Here is an 18,542-nt window from a genome sequence, read left to right on the forward strand (position 1 = left end):
TAAGGGACTATCCATGGATGTTAAGTGCCCCAATTCACCTATGATGGGATACAATTGACGGATGATGGGAATGGATCAACGGATCAAGAATTTGCCCATTTTCAAAAAATGAATTTTTGTAGGTTTTATCTTGTTATTTTGAAGATGTCAAAGTGGTTAAAAAAAAGGCCGCCAAGAAAATCTTGGCGGCCGAACCATCTCAGTTATCAAAGAACTAGAGAGTTACACCAAACCTAGTTCTTACATTGATCATAAAATATGGGAAGGATGGTTATTTTATGAGATTTATTTCCACTCTTCTGTTTTGTTTCTTTCCGGCACTTGTGGCATTCGATGCTATTGGTTTTTCTTCACCGTAACCAATTGCCGTGAGCCTATTGCCAGCGATTCCTTCATTGATCAAGAAATCCCTAACCGAGTTGGCCCTGGCCTCAGATAGTTTTTGATTGCTCTCGTTGGATCCTACGCTATCGGTATGCCCTTCCACGGTGAACTTGGAGTTGGGATATTCATTCAGGATTTGGATGATGTCCACCATTACTGAAACTGATTCCGTTTTGATGGTCGCTTTTCCTGTATCGAAAAGGATGGTCCTGGCATAATCGTTCAATTGTTTTTGGACTTCCTGGGTCACTTCTGGACAACCTTTGTTGCTAACAGGGCCAGCGATAGTGGGGCATTCATCATCTATATCCGCCAAAGTATCACCGTCTGAATCGGGACAACCTTTGTGCTCAACACTTCCTGGAGTTTCTGGGCAGCGATCGTCTCGGTCTATAATGCCATCACCATCAGTGTCAGGGCAACCCCTATGTTCCACTAAGCCTGGGGTGTTCGGACAATCGTCATCTTTGTCCAGAACGCCATCCCCATCCGTATCTGGCCAAGGGCATCCTTTGTTTTCTTCTGGTCCAGCCTCATTGGGGCAATTGTCATCTTTGTCCAGTATGCCATCTTCATCGGTGTCGGGCCATGGACATCCTTTGTTTTCAACAGGGCCGGCCACCTCTGGACAAGAGTCTTCCTTGTTCACGATACCATCTTTATCCTTGTCCTTCAACTTGTTTTGATAGACGGGGATCTTCAATCCAGCATATAGATCAAGTCCTTTGGTTTCGCTGCCCACCAAGGATGATAGAACTGATCCGGAGCCCATGTACAGGGGACCCAATCTAAAACCTGCTCCCCATTGGAAACCTACACCATTGAGAATGCCTATGGGAGAGTATATGGACAACCATGCGCTCTCATAACGTGGGGTAATGCTGTATTGATCCATGATGTGCCCTACATTTGTTGCATTTTTGGAGGCTAGGGAGATATCGGCATTGAGGTTCAAATAGAATTTGGATGCCACACTCCAATCCAAATTGGTGTGCAGTGCCGTGGGCAAATTATAGTCTTTGGATTTGGTGTCCGATAGTAAGTCAAAATTGTCCAATAGGGCCTCTTCAAGGACATCTCCGTCAAAATTGTCTATACTTTGGGTTTTATTAAGGTCATACAGTCGGTCTCTACCATCGATATTCATTATTTTTCCAATATCTGTGACCGAAACCCCCAGTTTCAACTTGTATTTATTGACTCCTCTATTCACAATGGCGCTGCCATCGCTTTTCATTTTGGTGTATTCGGCATGGTCGGGTCTCCATTCATATACAAACCCGATGTCACCACCAAGACCGAAACCATTTTTAAAATTATTGAAAGCGTCCCCTATGTTTCCTTCGTCATTCACTTCACCAGTGGAGCCATGGCGCAATTGACCGGTAGTGGTGATTTCCCTAGTATTGGAGTCATAGTCCAATGTGATGTCCGAACCATCCAAGTATACATTACCCAACCCTTGCATCATTTTTACGGTAAGACCACCCTTTAGGAAATGCTGCTCTTTGTTCAACAAAACACGGGCATAGGTGGCACCAAGTTCTCCCCATGCACTGAATGAGCCTGAGACGTCTCCTTCCACTACATTGAAATCCTCGGTTTCTTCAAAACCACCTTCTTTATCCAAAGTGTTACCATTCACATCATCCACGTTAAAAAGGCCCCTTCCCCTTGTGAAAATGGCCAAGGAGCTTTTTTCATTTATACTGAGCATGACGGAAGGCCCCAATATGTCTATGTTGAACGTAAGGAAGTTGTCCGTTCTAGGGAATGTTTTTGCTGTATCAAATGTTGAGTTATAGTCACTGAACACATCCGAAAAGTTGAAACCTATGTAATTATTTCCATACAAGGCGCTGATCCCCGCTAGGTTGATGTCCATTTTTAGTCTTGAATCGGCTATGTTTGCGGGGTTGGAGAGAACTCCATGCACGCCGCTGTAATTGTCCGTGAGCAAACCTTGATAGGATTGCGCACTGAGCATATAGGCCGATAAAAGGCATGCCATGCCCAAAAATGTATTTTTTGAAAACATATCTAATTTTTTTTTGCCCAAAGCTGGGCTGGGTTATTTTTAAGTTTTTTGGTTAATCGAACCCAAAGAGAATATAAATTATGGCACCAAAAATGGGGAATGAACGGATGTGCCTTTTCAATTGACGGATGGGGGACTTGAGTTAATATGGTTTTTGAAATGAAGGAATATTCCTATAGTTTTTTATGGAGTAAACACCATATGACAATTTCAAAAATGATATTGGGGGTTAGATGACTCTTTTGTTTCTAGGGAAGAATGAGGTTGCAATGGGATAGGATCGGGAGAAAATAAAAAACCATTACAACCAAGGAATTTTTAAAATTCCTTGGCGTAACGGAAACCTCAACTAAACTAAACACTTTTATGACAACAACAGTCTTAAAAAAGTGCATTGCTATATGTGCATGCGTTAAAAATTGATCTTGCTCTTTCAATTGGCTTTAACGCTTTATTGCAGGACAAACATAATATCTAAAAATGGTTCGGAAGGGGATGAATTAACGGATGGCCGTTTTCAACCAACGGATGGCCGTTTTGAATTGGTAGATGCAAATATGGGGTCTACCTTCAGAGCAAAAAAAAACAGCCCTGAGGGCTGTCCTATGCTTTTAAAAAAACAGTTCGATTAAGATATATCCTCTGTAGCGGCACCAGGGGCATTTTTCTTCACTGAGGCAATGCCGTTTTCCATGGCAGCCGTGCTGGAATACATTTCGCTGGCCCCAATGACCTGTCCGTTGGAAGCCTTTAGGTTGAAATAAGGGCTTCCATCCTTGGCGGTCTTTCTTTCGAACTTGCTGTCGTCCTGTGAGTTCTTTTTTACCGACTCTATGCCGTTTTCACAAGCAGCTTTTGTGGTATATGCCTCGCTACTTAGAATAACCTGGCCGTTTCCAGCCTTCAAATTAAACCTGAACTGTCCAGATTTATCCGTTTTGATCTCAAATTTTCCCATACTTTATATGTTTTGATATACTAAATCTAGAGATTTTCTTAAAAAATGACCAATAATTGATAGGAAAATTGATAATAAAGTAATGTTGGGACAGTTTTGCGAATGAAGAAAAGGAACGGTTGTGTTTCCCACCATGTTCCTTCCCCCCATTTTTTTAGATGCGATGCCCCCTATATCCTTACTTGGCCATTCCCAAATACATAATATTTGTTGGTCACCAACTGTTTGAGCCCAAGTGGACCTCGATGATGCAATTTGTCCGTACTTATGGCCAATTCTGCTCCCACACCCATTTGGCCGCCATCAGTAAACCGAGTGGATGCATTTTGATATACTGCGGCGCAATCCACATTTTCCATAAAGGTCTGTGCAATGCTGTTATCCTGGGTCATAATGGAGGCAGAGTGCCCTCCTGAATGCCTGTTGATCTTTTGTATGGCCCCATCAAGACTATCCACTGCACCAATGACACATTTCATGGCCAAAAACTCCTCTTCCCAAATCGATGCATTCGGAATGGGTTCTTCATCCGACAATATCGAGTGAACATTTTTGTCCACCAAAATGGAGACCCCCTTTTCCTTCAAGAGTTGTTGGAGTTCCTTTAACTTTTCTTGGTAACCTTCGATACGGGTGTCCACCAAGATTTTATCCAAGGCGTTGCAGGCCGATATTTTATGGGTCTTTGCATTGATGATGACCTCCAAGCTTTTCTTCCAGTCAGCATCTTTGTGCACATAGAGGAAATTGTTCCCTCGGCCACTGACCAGAACGGCACATTTGGCATGTTCTTTTACAAAAGCGATCAACCGCTCACCACCCCTGGGGACAATGAGGTCCAGGTTTTGGTCCGGATTTCTTAGAAAATCTTGGGTCTGTGCCCGGTCCATTTCCAAAAATTGGATGAAATCGGAGGGGAGGCCGTTTTCCCCAAGGGCTTGGTGCCAAAATTGGACCAGGGCCTTGTTGCTGTGGTAGGCTTCCTTTCCGCCCTTGAGCAAAATCTTGTTGTTGGCCTTAAAGGCAAGTACTGCGGCCTCAACGGTCACATCGGGCCTGGATTCATAAATGATCATAATGGTGCCGAACGGAGCTGTTTTGTTGATGATCTTCAACCCGTTGTCCAACTCTCTGGTGGAGATTTCCCTGTTCACGGGATCTTCCTGCAAACGGACTTCCTTGACCGCTTGGATCATCTGGTCCACTTTTTTCTGATCGACCACCAAGCGATCGTACAGGGCCTGGTCGTCTCGGTCAAAAGCATCCAGGTCTTTTTTATTGGCCTCCAACAATAGGCTTCGGTCCTTGTCCAGGATCCGTTCCATATCGCTCAATACCTTGTTCTTTATAGCTGTGTTCAATAATTTCATTTGTATGGTTTTAAAGGGAAACCTCGGTTCCCACTGTTTTTCCTTCTATGATGTCGAGGATTACATTGTCCTTTTTTCCATTCACGATGTAAGATGGAATATTGGCCGCTGCGGCTATTTGGGCATAGTTCAGTTTGGAGCCCATGCCACCACGACCTTCGCCCTCGGCTTTGTTGCCTTCTTTTATGTACTTGTCCAGGTCTTCCTCCGGGGTCACTTTTTTGATGACCTCGGATTCTTCTTTTTCGGGATGACCGTTGTATAGCCCATCGATGTCCGTCATCAAGATCAGTCTGTCGGCGTTCATCAATTGCGCGAGCAGTGTGGCCAATTCGTCGTTGTCCGAAAACATGGACATGGCCACGGAAACGGCATCATCCTCATTGGCAATGGGCACTACGCCCTCGGAAAGGAGCCCTTCCAGACAATTGATCATATTGTCGCGGTGCACACCTGGGTTGAAATCCCGCTTTGTGGGCAACACTTGGGCACATTTCATGCCGTAGTCGCTGAAAATGTTGTAGTAATGGCGCATCATTCTGGGCTGTCCTATGGCAGAATACACCTGCCTACGTTGGGTCTTGTCCTTTATCTTGGCTTTTCCCAACACCTCTTTTCCTGCAATTACGGAACCGGAAGAGACCAAAATGGTCATGATGTCCCGTTCATATAGTTCCGCGATCTGTTGGACCAGATTGTTGAGCACGGGTCTTACTATTCTGTTGTCTTTATTGGTCATCACATTGGTTCCCACCTTGATGACCACGAGTTCTTTGTACATGATCTAGTATTCTTCGCCGAGTTCCACTGCCCTGTTGAATGCAGCAAAAGCGGCTTCCTTGATTAATTCACTTACGTTGTTGTCCTGCATGGAGTCCAGTGCGGCCCGGGTGGTACCTCCTTTGGATGCTACCCTTTCCATCCAGGAATCGGGGGTCAGGTTGGACTGGTTGAACAATTCCACGGCCCCGGTAAAGGTTTGGCTTACCAGTACTTTGGATACATTCTCAGAAAATCCCATCTGCAATGCGGCCTCCATCATGCTTTGCATGAAGTAGAAGACATAAGCGGGCCCGCTCCCGGATATTCCCGTGGAGGCATCGATGAATTTTTCGCTCTTCACGCGAAGTGATTTTCCTGTGGTGTCCAAAAGGCCCTCCGTCATGAACAGTTCCAAACGCGATACTTCTTCTGCCGAAACATAACTGGTGAGTCCTTTGCCGACCTGGGCGGGTAGGTTGGGCATGGCCCTGACCACTTTTTTGATACCCAGGGCATCTTGGATGTACTTGATGGTGACCCCTGCCATGATGGAAATGAACAATTGTTCTGGGTTCACCAGTTCTTTCATGCGTCCCAAGAGTTCTTCGGCATGGTAGGGCTTCACGGCCAAGAAGATGATATCTGCTTTGGGGACACAGTCTTCCAAGCGTTCCATGGCATCAAAATGGGCAATTTTGCCCACTTCTTCCATTTTTTCCTTTGACTTGTCCAGTACCATGATGTTGCGTTTCTTCAGCAACTTGGATCTGGACATACCTGTGGCATAGGTAAGCCCCATGTTACCTGCGCCAATGACCAATACTTTCATTGTTTTTATTAAAAAGGGTTAGTGATTTTTTATGCGGATATGTTGCAGTCCTTACAGTCTTTTACTTCGCCATAATAGGTTTCCCTGTATTTGTGCAATGTGCGTATGGGAAGCCCCATGATGTACCTTTTGATGTACGTCACTTGGGTGGTGAGCTCTCCCATTTTAACGCTGTAACGCTTTTCATACTTTGTTTCCCTTTTGATTCTTGAAAGTTTCATTGTATTGTTAATGGTGTTGATGACTATATGTTCTCCTGATCCAACAGGTATTTTTGCCGGTATGCGGCCTTTTTTATAGTTTTTCTTCGTTCTACTGATTTTTTGGTGTATTCCTGCCGGTCCCTGATTTCATCCAAGCGCTTGGTGTTTCTATATTTTCTTTTATAGCGCTTTAGGGCACGTTCTATACTTTCGCCAGGTTTTACTTCGATTTTGAGCATATATTGATTTATCTGTTTAATCTCATTTCCATATGGGTTTCATTGAACCCGTTCTCTTCAAAAAAATGTTTGTTGGGGTATTGGTTCCCACTGGTGATATGGACGGCAACATCCCCTTTGCAATACTGGAGCGTGTAGCCCAGCAATTTTTGTTCGATGCCTTTGTCCCGATGGTCACGGTGCACCACAAAGAACACCAAGAAATTTTCTGGGATATAATCTCCCATTCCGGTTTTGTTCACTACGGCCAGGCCCAAGATCTCATCCTTTTCCTCCATGGAGAACACGTAGCCCCCAAGTCCGGGGATGTCCTTTGTACAATACTGGATGGCTTTCCTTATGGCCTGCTTTGTGGCCTTTTTTCCCTCTTGGTGTTGGAACAGAAAATTGGCGAACCTATCGGCTTCCATAGTGGAGAGCCGGGTAAAGGCGTCGTAGGTTTTGATGGCCATGGCTTTGTCTTGGACGATGATGTTTTTTTGTTTTTTAGGTTAATGGATACAATAGGAAATGGGGATGCAATACTGGGGACGATTTGCCCAAAACAATGCACCGTTGAATTACCCAGCTAAGGGTGGTTGATTATAGGGTAGGTGGAATGAATTTATCCGATTGGTTTCGAAATACCAGATAATTAAAACTAAGAATCCTACAGTTTTTTCTCTCGTGGAGCTTGATTTTCATCAATGCAAAGATAGTAAAATAAACCGTAAGTGCCAATTTTACTGGGTTTTATACTTTTTATAACGTTTTCGACACTACAAATCCTCCCGTGGATGGGTGCGTTCCAACCAGTCATGTCACCCTATGGTGTGCTCTAAGAAAATAGGTGGTCGAGCTGTTGGGGCCAGAGAAAATTTGATGGTTGTCCCCAAAGTAAAACAGGCAAACACTTGATAGGTTTTTTTCGAAAAATACTTGCACAGGAGTTACATCAAGGACATGTTCGGCAGAAAAATTTTGGGTTATTTGCACAACGTTGCCATGGAGAGGTAGATCTTGTTTTTCTTCACAGGAATATCAATATGGCTATCACTGTACCAGGTGATCACAAGGGGGTTTTTAGCATCTGTCATGTTTTCTTCGCTTACCGGTTTGCCCGAGCCATAGTTGATTTCCGTAAAAGGGTCCTTGATTCCATTGACAACAACTACCAACCGACTGCCTTTGCTGATTTTTTTGCTGGTCATCCGGACAATGCCGAAAGGGATCTTTGTTTTGATGTTGGGTTGCAATAATTGCCTTTTTTCACGGTTCAACACATAACTGGCCCTCCCTACATAGGGCAATGTCAGTGCAAAGAACTTCCCGTCGGGGGTTTGCTCGTACAATGCAACACTGTAGTCAAAATCCTTTTTATTGATGGATACCGACATTTCCCCTCCAAAGGAGCCATTGATTTCGAAATCGGATGTAACGGGTTCGGTGACAAAGGAAAAACCTTGGCCAATGGTCAGATTGTCTGCGACAATGCTTCCCCATCCGCTTGAATTCCATGTGAAATTCCTTCTGTCCAAGAAATCTATAGTCTGCTCCAGATACCCTTCGGGGTCACTGGGTCGCTCTTCCAAACTGAAATGGACGTTCTCTCCATTGTTTCCGGAATCATAGGTCGACTTAAAGGCCACTCCCGATCGTTTGCTGCTTAGATAATAGGTGAGTGTATCGTTTGCCATCTGTTCCAACGAAGGTGCATGTCCCCATTTATTGGCCCCCATGACCTCATAATTGATCTTATCCTTCAGCAAGGACGGTTTCTTCTTGCCCTTCAGTATATGGTCGAACCATTCGAAGATTAAACCCGTGATGTCGATTTGGGCCGCAGGATCTATATCATATCCCAAAATGTGGGCGTTGGGTTTTCCTTGGGCACCAAAATGGGTGTAGGGCCCAATGACCAAATAATGATCTGCATCCTTATTGTATTTGGTGTGTTCGTTCAAATAATATCTAGTGCCCGTTTGCCCCCCATCATAATACCCTGTTGTGGACAGAACGGGAATGTCTATATGCGAGAATTCCTCTTTATAGGGCATCATGCTTTGCCAATAGGCATCATAAGTAGGGTGCAATAACCGCTCATTGAACTGAGGATTGGGTAACCCATCCAAACTGTCCATTTTGTTGTAGGCGACACCTTCCCCGTACCATTTCATGTTCAGGTCCTGCCATCTTTGTCCATTGGAATAAAGGGTAGTATCGAGGTACTTGTTGTTCGAGACATAATGATGCCAGGGAAAATGAAAATTCTGGTGGACACCATTTTCCATGGGCTCGGCAATTCCCGGCGCCACGGATACTGATGGTACAATGGTTTTCAGTGCCGGGTGTACTCCGTGCTTGACCGAGGCCCATTGGACAAAACCTACATAGCTTCCCCCATACATACCTACTTTTTGGTCGCTCCACTCCTGTCTGCTTATCCACTCGATAACATCATAAGTATCCGTCGCTTCTTTTTTAAAGGGTACTATGGAATCTGGGCTCAACCCTTTTCCTCGAGTGTATGAAATAACCCCGACATAGCCGTGGTCCGCGGCCATTTTCGCCTTTTGGAGATCGCTCTTCCGTGAATATATGGTGTGGAAAAGTATGGCAGGATTCGGCTTGGTGATTTTGGAATTCCTGACCACTATGGCATGGATCTTCGCACCATCCCTTGTCTGGATCAAAATGCTATCCTGTATGAGATATGTGGTGTTGTTTTCAATGACCGTGTGAGGAACCTGTATGTCTTTCTTTTGTTTGCAATGGATTAAAAAACAAGAGGTTGTGACTAAGACAAGAACGGATGCCATGATTTGTTTTTTCATTTTGACCGATATTGGGTTTTGAACATATTTTCCCATCACCATGTGATTTTACCGTTGGTGATTTGGATTTCTTAATGGATGTTTTGACTACAGACTTTTCAGTTTCTTGAACAGCACGGATTGTCTACCTGAAACTTCAATGGTTTTCCCTGTCGTCAGGACAATCCGTAGTTTATTGTTGAAATCCGGTTGGATTTCCTTGATGTATTCCGTGTTGATGATCTGGCTCCTGTTGGCCCTAAAGAACACACTGGGGTCCAGTTTTTTTTCCAGAAGGTTCAATGAGCGTTTGATCATGGTCTTCTTGTTGTCGAAGTGCAGTTGTGCATAATTGTCCATGGATTCGATCAAGCTGATGCCCCCCAATGTGATAAAATGTACTTTTTCGCCGTCCTTGACAAAGATTTTCTGGTGACTGGCAACCGGTGCCTGCTGTTCTTCCACTTTCTTTTCCAACTCCATTTTGACCTTTTCAATGGCTTTGGCAAATCGTTCTTCCCGCAGAGGCTTCACCAGATAATCCAGGGCATTTACTTCAAAGGCCTTTACGGCATATTGATCGTAGGCCGTGGTAAAGATGACCTCAGGTACGGTTCCCAATTCATCCAACAGATCGAATCCTGATTTTCCGGGCATGTGAATGTCCAAGAAAAGGATGTCGGGCTGTTCTGCCTCGATTAGGCCAATGGCCACTTCCACATTGTGCGCTTCTCCCACGATACAAAACTCGGGATACCCTTTGAGGGCCCTCCGCACTTCTTCGCGGGCCAAGCGTTCATCATCAACGATCAATGTTTTATAAGTGTTCATTTCTTATCGATAGGTATCTTTAGTGTTGCCTCGATCATCCGTTCCCTAGGGGCTCCGATCTCCAATTCCGCCTTTTCCCCATATTGTAACAAAAGACGTTCGCTTAAATTTTTCAACCCCAACCCCTTATGCTCTTTTGTTGAAAGAAACCCTGGATTTTTGACGGAAATGATCATATGGTCGACACCGGACCGAACTGAAATTTCCACCGTTCCTCCATCCAATTGTTGGTCTATTCCGTGCTTGATGGCGTTTTCAACCAGAAGTTGGATGCTCAAAGGGGGGACGGTAAAGCCCTTAAGGGTATCATCGACATCCATTTTTACTTTCAAACGTTCCTCAAACCGCAATTGTTCCAATTCCACATAGTCTTTGACCAAGGCCAACTCCTCGGCAATGGTAATGGTGGTATGTTCTTTCTCATAAAGTGATGAACGCAATAGATCCGACAGCAGATCGATGGCCCTGCGTGCAATTTTGGGATTTTCAAGGGTCAAAGCTTTGATGGAATTGAGCGAATTGAACAAGAAGTGGGGGTTCAGTTGTGCCGAAAGGTTGTCCAGTTGGGTCTGCTTGGCCATGACCGAGAGCTGGGCATTCTTTTTTGCGGTATCGATCTCCCTGACATAGAATTTATAGCCATGGTAGGCAAGCACCCAAATGGACATATGCCTTATCCCTGTGATCAGCACCGGATTCCATAAAAGTAAATTTTCCGAAAAGGTGTTGCTACCATTGAACATATAAATATATATGGACATTTTAATGTTCATCAAAAGCATGAACAGAACGGACAATATCAAAATGGAAGGAACGGCCCTTTTCATCAATTCTTTGATGCCCAATCGGTCCCATCCCTTCTTCAGCGCAATGGTTCTATAGGCATGGGTGAGCCCGATGCAAATGGCAACATCGAGGACATAATTGGTCAGTGCATCGGTAATGCCAAAGTAATCCCGTACCAAAGCAATATATAGCCACAGCAGGGAAACAATTCCCCAACCAATGATCTGGCATTTCCAGTAAAGGGAAGGTGCGTTATTTGTTTTTTGGGTTTCTGGCATGGTACAAAGCAACAAAAAACATCCTATCCTGTGAAGGTAAAATACATTGGCGCACAGAATCGGGGATGAAGGTTGAAAAATAGGGAGTAAGATTGCCCTGTGCCGTGAATCGGTTAAAAGGAGCTAAACTTTATGGCATTTTACAGCAATTGATGCTTGTTGGCCACCATGATCAGTTCGGCCACATTTTTGACCTGGAATTTATGGTGCAGGTTTCTACGGTGCGTTTCAATGGTCAATGGACTTACATTCAATTGCGATGCAATTTCCTGGGTCGTTTCCCCATCGGCCACCATCCGTAGGATCTGTTTTTCCCTTTTGGTCAGATAGGGGGGGTCTCCCAGTTCATATTTGGTGGGCTTGGAAATGATATCCCTGATCTCATTGCAAAAATGGATCTCTCCGGCCATTACCGCCGAAATTCCGTGCAACAGTCCCTGTTTTGAAATATTTTTCAGCATATACCCATTTGCGCCATTTTGGAGTGTCTGCATGATAATGTTCCTTTCATTATGGTTGCTCAGTACCAAAACCTTTGTTTCGGGTGCCGTGGCCTTGATTTTCCGACAGAGATCTATGCCGCTCACATCTGGCAGGTTGATGTCCAACAGTACCAGATCTGGCCTTTTCTGTTGGATAAAGTCACAGGCTTCGTTGCCTGAGGTAAAATGCCCAAGGACGTCCAATGGGTCTTCATCCAAAAGGGACTTGAGCCCCTCTATCACAATGGAATGGTCATCTACAATGACAATGGAGGTTTTATCCAAGTACATTCAGTTCTATGTTTACTGTTGTTCCGTCGTTCGGCTCCGATATGATCTTGATGGTGCCGTCCATGGTCTGGACCCGATGGTCCAGATTACGGAGCCCCAATCCCTTTTGGTTCTGCGGTGACGTTGGGTCAAAACCTGTCCCGTTGTCTTCCACGGTGATGTAGAACTTATTTTCGTTTTGACTGCATTGCACAATGACCAAGGAAGCCTTGCTATGCCTTAGGGCATTGTTCAACAATTCCTGTACGATCCTATAAATGGTCAGTTTTTCGGTTTCCGTCAATGAGGATTGGATTTCGTAAGGTTGGTAATCTACCTTGAAATCTGGGGTTTCGTAAGATTTGCACAGGTCTTCCAAGGCACCGGACAATCCTATCCTCGATAACGACTCCGGCATCAGGTTATGGGCGATCCTTCGCAACTCCTTCATGGACTTGTCCACGTTGGTAATGATCTTTTTGACTTCTTCATACAGGGTCTTGGCCACTTTGGTTTCCACGTTGGAAAGGTTGATGCGCACCCCGGTCAGTATGCCCCCCAATCCATCGTGAAGGTCTTGTGCCATTCGTTTGCGTTCCAGTTCCTCACCTTTTAGCATGGCCTGGGCGGACATCAGTTGCTGATCCTGCTTGAGCTTTGTCAACTGGTTGCGATAGTTCTGTTCCTTTTCAAAGGCCAGTTTTTTGTCCTTTCGATAATAGAAATAGGAATATAACACTACGAACAGGAAAAAGAGACTTATGGTTCCCAGTAACCAATTTGCAAGACGATTGTTGCGGGCCGAGAGCGAAGCCATTTCGTTTTCTGCCTCCAATCGGGCAATACGTTTTTCTTTTTCTGCATTGTTATATTTTATCTCCAGTGCATTGATATCGCTTTTCAGCTTGCTGGTGTGCAAACTATCGCTCAGGGTGCTATATTTTTTTTGCCACTCATAGGCCTGTTTCATGTCGCCCAGATTGACATAGGTTTCCGTCAGCCCCTGGTATATTTGCAGTTTATTGATGGCCAAGGACATAATTTCCTTCTGTTCCAAAAGAAACTGGAAGATTTTCTCCGCTTTTCTATATTCCTTGTTGTTATAGTGCACATAGAATTTCTGAAAGAGCAAGGTCTGCTCCTCGTATTTTAAATTGTGCTTCTTGGCAAGGGCTATGCCCTTATCTAAACTGACCAGTGCATCATCATACTGTTCCACAACCGTAAAATACATTCCCTCAATGGCATAATAGCGTAAAAAATGCTCCGAATCTGGGTAAGGGGCCAAACGTACTTTGGCACTATCGAGCATGGCCTTGGTCTTTGCATATTTCTCCTCGAACACATAATTTTCGGCAATGGTATAGTAGGCCTTGGCAAGCACCCCTGGCTCGGCATGGGCATTTTTTAGGGCGTGTATGGCCTTGAGACAGTATTCCTCGGCTTTTTCAAGCTGTCGCTGATTTTTGAAAACGATCCCCAGTGCCATGTAGTGGTCGCCCACAAGAGCACTGTCCCCGGACTGTCTGGCAAAGGGAATGGCCTTGTTCAATAAAATGTCAGTGAATGCCTTTTCATCGTCTTCCACCTGTTTCAGCGCACCTATTCTCCGCCAGACCTTCGACCTATAATAGTAGGCGTCGGCATTCTGGTATCCCTTGAGCAGTGAATCGGCGGCCAAGTAAATGGATTGGCTTTTTTTGCTATCCGTGTTATAGTAAAAATAGGCCTCATAATACTGTTGCAGCCCCTTTAGGTATGGGTATGGCTTCCCGAGCTCTTGTCCTTTGTCCAAATACTTTTGGGCCGCATCCTTGTCCTTGTTGTACCAATACTCGGACAATAATAGGTTGGCTCTTGCCTTGAGGCTGTCGTTTCCTGCACTTTTCAGGATTTGGTTGAGACTATCCGCATAAGTAGACCCACTTAAGGGAGTTTGGGCAAAACAAATGTGTATGCCAAGGGTCAGCAGCAGGGTGATCAGGGAACATCGAATCATGCCCGCAATTTATAATTAAGTTTCATTAGTACGCTTCCCCAACCCTAAAAATACCAAGAAACCAGTAGGCGAAAATACCATTGGTCGGGTATTGTTATGGAGAGGTGGGGCCTCTAATTTTGCCTTGTAAACTTAACTGGAAATAGCATGAAAAAAATCATTTGGTCATTGGCTCTTGTCATCATGGCCGCTCTTGGATCCTGCTCTTCGGACGACGGGTCCGCTCCACAAAGCAGGGAGATGAAATATGAAATAACCGGTAACTACTCCGGGGAAATGGTAATCGTCTATTCCGATGAGGGAGGAAACCAGCAAATTGCGGAAGCAGAGTCGCTGCCTTGGTCCAAATCTGTGACCATTGATGGGGATGTGTCCGTAATAGTACTCGGGGCCTCGAACAGTGTCGGTAACCCTGGCAATGAAGGGGAGACCGTTCTCCTTAAAATTTATCGAGGGGATAGCGTAGTGGAGGAATCCACTGTTACTGCAATAAGCGATGGCTACATGAATTTTGCCATGACCTATGAGTTTGATTGATGGTCATGCCCGCGTATCAAAATGCAACGAATACATCATAAACTTTAACCTTTAAATACATGAAAACTTTTTTACTGAGCTTTGGATTATTACTGTTGACCTGCCAGGTTATGCTGGCCCAAAATGATTTCCGTATTGGAGGGAAACTCATCTATGGGACAGAGATTGAGAGTATTGGTATTGGGGCCACGGCAGAAATCCCTATTATCGACAAGCTTGTCATTGCTCCGGATATCGGGTATTATTTTCCCAAAAAGGAAGGGGATGTTAAGTTCAATATGTTTGAGATAAATGGTAATGTGAACTACTATTTTGTGGACGACGAGACCTTGGGTTTTTATGGTCTGGGAGGATTGAACTATACCCACGCCAAAGTAAAGTTCGACAATGATTTTGTTGGCAGTGGAAGTGGCAGTAGCGGCGAAGTGGGGTTAAACCTGGGAGCCGGTGCCAATTTTCCCATAGGGAAGAATTTCTTGCCCTTTGCCGAGATCAAGTATGTTCTTGGGGATGCCGATCAATTGGTCATTGGAGCTGGCATAAAATTCAATATCGACTAAAGGAACAAAAAATTGCATATATCAAAAAACAGATGGAAGTGGTTGTTTCGGCCACTTCCTTTTTATTTATATACATCATGAAATCATCGACCACACACTCAAAAAGAATACTGCTCTTTTTTGTACTTGCCTTGCACATGGCATCATGTAAAAAGGGGCCAGAAAACAAAAATACCGACACCGGAGCCGGGCCCGCTGAAGAAACCCAAATAGGGCATACCCCCGTAAACGAGGAAGAGACAGATGCTGGAGAACCAAAATTCAACATCAATGAACTCCCCATTTCCAAAGTTGATTTAGGAGAGTTTCCATTTTTTGGCCTGCCCGAAGGCCTTGTCACTACGAACCGTCCCATACAGCGAAAATATGATGTGCTGTATGTTGCATTGGATGGAATCATGACACCTTTGGAAGGTAAAGTATGGAAAACCTACATTTCCGCAGAAGGTGGTTACGATGAATGGTCCTTGCCTTATTTCCAAAAAAGTTATGATGACATCATCACTTCTGTGGATGGGGTAAAAGTATTTGATGGAAAGATAAACAGTGAAGAATACGAAAGATACCATGACGATGCGGTATACATGGGCGAGGATGGTTCCATTGGCTATGTGGGCCAACGGATACGGACCTATGTGATCCGACGGTCAGATGGTGGGAACATCTATGTGCAGCTGGCAGGGGATGGCGTATCAGGGAGCCTGAACATACTCCAGGAAAAGCCATTTGAGCAGACCATCTCCATTTTAAAATCGGACAAGATCCAGAAAGATCTGGAGGAAAGTGGCAAAGTGGTGCTGTACATTAATTTTGAGTTGGACAAGGCCGTTCTTACACCAAAGGGGGCAGAGGCTGTTGAAGAAGTGGCCAAGGCACTGCGGTCCGATAAGGGATTGAAGGTTTCCATTCATGGGTATACCGATGCTTCGGGGGATGGTGCCCACAACCAAAAACTGTCCGAGAACAGGGCACAAACCGTCATGAAAGAATTGGTTTACATGGGAATCGATGCCCGGCGGTTGTCATTTCAAGGACATGGTTCCCAGAACCCTATTGCGGATAATGAAACTGAAGAAGGACGGGCCAAAAACAGGAGGGTGGAATTGATAAAACAATAGATTGTACCGTTCAGTGGATCGGAAGTCCAGTATCATGCTTCCGATCCATTGGACAATCGGCTATTTCAATTTTACTTTGACAATTTCAGTGTCCGGTTCCACAGTTATGACCTGTATCAGGAAATCACTATGCGATACGCTGTAGTATTGTCGGTCATAGTAATCCACTCTTCCTCCATAAGAGCCATACCCGCTGCCGGTATATTGGTCTTGATACCCAGAGGATGTCCAGGGTAAGGTCCCCATGATGATATATTTTCCAGGCTTGATCTCAGGAAAGGTGAATTCCCCGCGTGAATTTGTCTCACAGTACAATCGATGCGCATAGGCGATGCTGTCCATATAGACAATCCTGTTTTTCTTGACGTTCTCTTTTTTTCTTTTGAGTTCGTACCATTCTTCAAAATAACGGGTATAGGGAAACAGTTCCACGACAATGTGATTGGCATAGATCTTCTCTGCCAAAGGAGCTTTGAAGCCCAAATTGTTGGTGGGCTTTGTAAAGGCGACCCCCTTAATGGTTGTGGGACCCTTGGCCAGCGAGTTCCTTGCGGCAATTGAGTCAAAAGGCTGTTGGGGGAAAATCCTTTGCAGTGGGTGCTTCTGATATTCTTCCTGTTTGTACTGGGCACTTAGATTTGTACTTCCAATAATTGTGAGAAGAATTAGGGATAAAAGTAGGGATGTTTTTTGCATATTTCTTTTGTTGTTGAATTCGATTTTTTTCAATCACCATGTACGGTTACCGTACCATCAATGTAATAGTTTACCGTAAAGACGAGGACGCCATCTGGGGCCACTTCCGCTGTATGGGTAGCTACCTGTTCATCTTCCAAGAAAATTTTGATGGAGACCGTTTCTCCAACAAAACCATCTTCAACGGCTACGGAAAGACCCACACCGGATGCCAAATAGTGCAACGACACCTCTTTTGTCCAAGGAAGCATAACGGTTTCCTCGTAGTCCACATCATCAAGGGCATCCTCTCGGCTTAAAAAGGTCGGGGTATATTGAATTTGGACCGGAACGGAGATGGTGCCCGTCACCTCATAGCGATAATTGCGAATTTCCTGACCCCTGCCATCATCGCTTGAGCAAGCATTTGACAAATAGGATATTAGTACAACTAGCCCGATGAGCGCGTATCTTTTCATAAAAATGTCTGTAAAGATTACTGCTATGGGTTCCCGAACATGATCCCCATCAGTTTGGCAGCTATGGTCTGAGCATCGGATTTTCCTGAATAGACAGGTTGGCTTTGTTGGATTTCCATATCTGAATCGCTGACTGGAGTTGGGGTCACTTTTTTAAATTCGTACACCATTGGCATATCAGAATCCATGTCTTGGTAAATAGCAATCTTCATAATGCCATGTTCCTCTTCCAGATAGAAGGGGTGTATGAAGTTCAGGGATTGCGGCATGCGCCCAGAAGTCCACACCTCAAGTTTTCCCAATGCCATTGGTGTACTGTTTTTCAATGTATATATGGCTTTGGTGCAGGTGTAGCCGGCAATCACATCAGTATCATTCGTCTGCTCCCTGTCATACATGTCCATATCTATCCTGGTCTGTAGCTGGATTTCCCCAAAATAGTCCTTGTCATACTTGAACGTAAGCTGGTTACTCTTATCATGTTGTGACTGGATAAACACCACTCCGGTCTCATTGTCCCCGTCCAGTTTATTCTCCAGATGGTATATCAATCCATCACATTTGGCGAGTGCATGGTCTTCTCTTACGAAGATTTCATTTTTGAGCATGGGCGCAAACATGATCTGCATGGCAAGGATGGGATTGGCCTCCATTACTTTTTTTATGTTTTCCGCCTCGGCCTGTGACAAATCTTTCATGAGGTTTTGCATCTGTTGCTGCACATCTCCTTTGGATGGGTCTACCTTGTTCAAAATTTCACTCAAACGGTTTCCGGGAAAATGGATGGCAACGTCTATCCTTCCCTCGCTAAAATTCTCCTCGGTATTATTCGCTCCCAGGCTCTCCAGTTGCTCGGATTCTGGTTGTGGTCCCTGACCCTGTCCATTTTTGCATGAAAGGATGGACACAAGGGCAATCAAAAGAATGATTCTGTTCTTCATTTTAAAAGTAT

General features: G+C 44.6%; 19 protein-coding genes. 3 read left to right on the forward strand and 16 right to left on the reverse strand.

Translation table 11 applies throughout. From position 1 onward, the window contains the following. Nucleotides 1–271: 271 nt before the first annotated feature. From D2V93_RS16355 to D2V93_RS16420, 13 genes are all read right to left on the reverse strand, one after another. Entirely contained in the window at nt 272–2,395 is a 2,124-nt protein-coding gene (locus D2V93_RS16355) for a DUF5723 family protein (RefSeq protein WP_245978276.1), read from the reverse strand. Between the two features lie 655 nt (nt 2,396–3,050). After that, the gene (locus D2V93_RS16365) at nt 3,051–3,380 is read right to left on the reverse strand and encodes a YegP family protein (RefSeq protein ID WP_072877941.1); all 330 of its coding nucleotides are present in this window, start codon (nt 3,378–3,380) and stop codon (nt 3,051–3,053) included. 170 nt (nt 3,381–3,550) lie between these two features. After that, nucleotides 3,551–4,750 (reverse strand): glutamate-5-semialdehyde dehydrogenase, encoded by a 1,200-nt coding sequence (locus tag D2V93_RS16370; protein ID WP_119620164.1) that lies wholly within the window; start codon nt 4,748–4,750, stop codon nt 3,551–3,553. Between the two features lie 10 nt (nt 4,751–4,760). Further along, a complete protein-coding gene (proB, locus tag D2V93_RS16375) occupies nt 4,761–5,531 on the reverse strand; it encodes a glutamate 5-kinase (RefSeq protein WP_072877945.1) in 771 nt (256 codons plus the stop codon). Nucleotides 5,532–5,534: 3 nt separating this feature from the next. Continuing rightward, nucleotides 5,535–6,341: a pyrroline-5-carboxylate reductase gene (gene proC, locus D2V93_RS16380; RefSeq protein WP_072877947.1), complete on the reverse strand. Its 807-nt coding sequence runs from the start codon at nt 6,339–6,341 to the stop codon at nt 5,535–5,537. 29 nt (nt 6,342–6,370) lie between these two features. Continuing rightward, complete coding sequence (locus D2V93_RS16385; RefSeq protein ID WP_072877949.1) at nt 6,371–6,562, reverse strand: hypothetical protein; 192 nt, start codon at nt 6,560–6,562, stop codon at nt 6,371–6,373. Between the two features lie 23 nt (nt 6,563–6,585). Beyond that, on the reverse strand, nt 6,586–6,783 hold the full coding sequence (gene rpsU / locus D2V93_RS16390; protein ID WP_072877951.1) for a 30S ribosomal protein S21: 198 nt from the start codon (nt 6,781–6,783) through the stop codon (nt 6,586–6,588). An 8-nt stretch (nt 6,784–6,791) separates the two neighbouring features. Continuing rightward, the gene (locus D2V93_RS16395; RefSeq protein ID WP_119620165.1) at nt 6,792–7,235 is read right to left on the reverse strand and encodes a GNAT family N-acetyltransferase; all 444 of its coding nucleotides are present in this window, start codon (nt 7,233–7,235) and stop codon (nt 6,792–6,794) included. Between the two features lie 513 nt (nt 7,236–7,748). Beyond that, complete coding sequence (locus D2V93_RS16400) at nt 7,749–9,596, reverse strand: CocE/NonD family hydrolase (RefSeq protein WP_119620309.1); 1,848 nt, start codon at nt 9,594–9,596, stop codon at nt 7,749–7,751. Between the two features lie 87 nt (nt 9,597–9,683). Next, entirely contained in the window at nt 9,684–10,406 is a 723-nt protein-coding gene (locus D2V93_RS16405) for a LytR/AlgR family response regulator transcription factor (protein WP_119620166.1), read from the reverse strand. Beyond that, nucleotides 10,403–11,470 (reverse strand): sensor histidine kinase, encoded by a 1,068-nt coding sequence (locus tag D2V93_RS16410; protein ID WP_119620167.1) that lies wholly within the window; start codon nt 11,468–11,470, stop codon nt 10,403–10,405. The genes D2V93_RS16405 and D2V93_RS16410 overlap by 4 nt, the downstream gene beginning before the upstream one ends. 140 nt (nt 11,471–11,610) lie before the next feature. Further along, nucleotides 11,611–12,243 carry a response regulator gene (locus tag D2V93_RS16415; RefSeq protein ID WP_119620168.1) on the reverse strand — a complete coding sequence of 211 codons (633 nt, stop codon included), beginning with the start codon at nt 12,241–12,243 and terminating at the stop codon, nt 11,611–11,613. After that, nucleotides 12,230–14,221: a tetratricopeptide repeat-containing sensor histidine kinase gene (locus tag D2V93_RS16420; protein ID WP_119620169.1), complete on the reverse strand. Its 1,992-nt coding sequence runs from the start codon at nt 14,219–14,221 to the stop codon at nt 12,230–12,232. The genes D2V93_RS16415 and D2V93_RS16420 overlap by 14 nt, the downstream gene beginning before the upstream one ends. Nucleotides 14,222–14,368: 147 nt before the next feature. Here D2V93_RS16420 and D2V93_RS16425 point away from each other — a divergent pair, with 147 nt between their 5' ends. From D2V93_RS16425 to D2V93_RS16435, 3 genes are read left to right on the forward strand one after another with little or no spacing between them, the layout of a single operon-like run. Next, entirely contained in the window at nt 14,369–14,758 is a 390-nt protein-coding gene (locus tag D2V93_RS16425; RefSeq protein ID WP_072877963.1) for a hypothetical protein, read from the forward strand. Nucleotides 14,759–14,817: 59 nt separating this feature from the next. Beyond that, nucleotides 14,818–15,318 carry an outer membrane protein gene (locus D2V93_RS16430; protein WP_119620170.1) on the forward strand — a complete coding sequence of 167 codons (501 nt, stop codon included), beginning with the start codon at nt 14,818–14,820 and terminating at the stop codon, nt 15,316–15,318. A gap of 32 nt (nt 15,319–15,350) precedes the next feature. Beyond that, nucleotides 15,351–16,436, forward strand: a complete 1,086-nt coding sequence (locus tag D2V93_RS16435) for an OmpA family protein (protein ID WP_245978278.1) — start codon at nt 15,351–15,353, stop codon at nt 16,434–16,436. Nucleotides 16,437–16,496: 60 nt separating this feature from the next. Here the strand turns inward: D2V93_RS16435 and D2V93_RS16440 are convergent, their stop codons facing one another. The 3 genes from D2V93_RS16440 to D2V93_RS16450 are packed head-to-tail and all read right to left on the reverse strand — an operon-like array spanning nt 16,497 to nt 18,531. Next, a complete protein-coding gene (locus D2V93_RS16440) occupies nt 16,497–17,132 on the reverse strand; it encodes a hypothetical protein (RefSeq protein ID WP_147377425.1) in 636 nt (211 codons plus the stop codon). A 29-nt stretch (nt 17,133–17,161) separates the two neighbouring features. Continuing rightward, nucleotides 17,162–17,590 (reverse strand): hypothetical protein, encoded by a 429-nt coding sequence (locus tag D2V93_RS16445; RefSeq protein ID WP_119620172.1) that lies wholly within the window; start codon nt 17,588–17,590, stop codon nt 17,162–17,164. 23 nt (nt 17,591–17,613) lie between these two features. Further along, nucleotides 17,614–18,531 carry a hypothetical protein gene (locus D2V93_RS16450; protein WP_119620173.1) on the reverse strand — a complete coding sequence of 306 codons (918 nt, stop codon included), beginning with the start codon at nt 18,529–18,531 and terminating at the stop codon, nt 17,614–17,616. Nucleotides 18,532–18,542 lie beyond the last annotated feature (11 nt).

It is taken from the genome of Flagellimonas taeanensis (assembly GCF_003584105.1).
Lineage (GTDB): Bacteria > Bacteroidota > Bacteroidia > Flavobacteriales > Flavobacteriaceae > Flagellimonas > Flagellimonas taeanensis.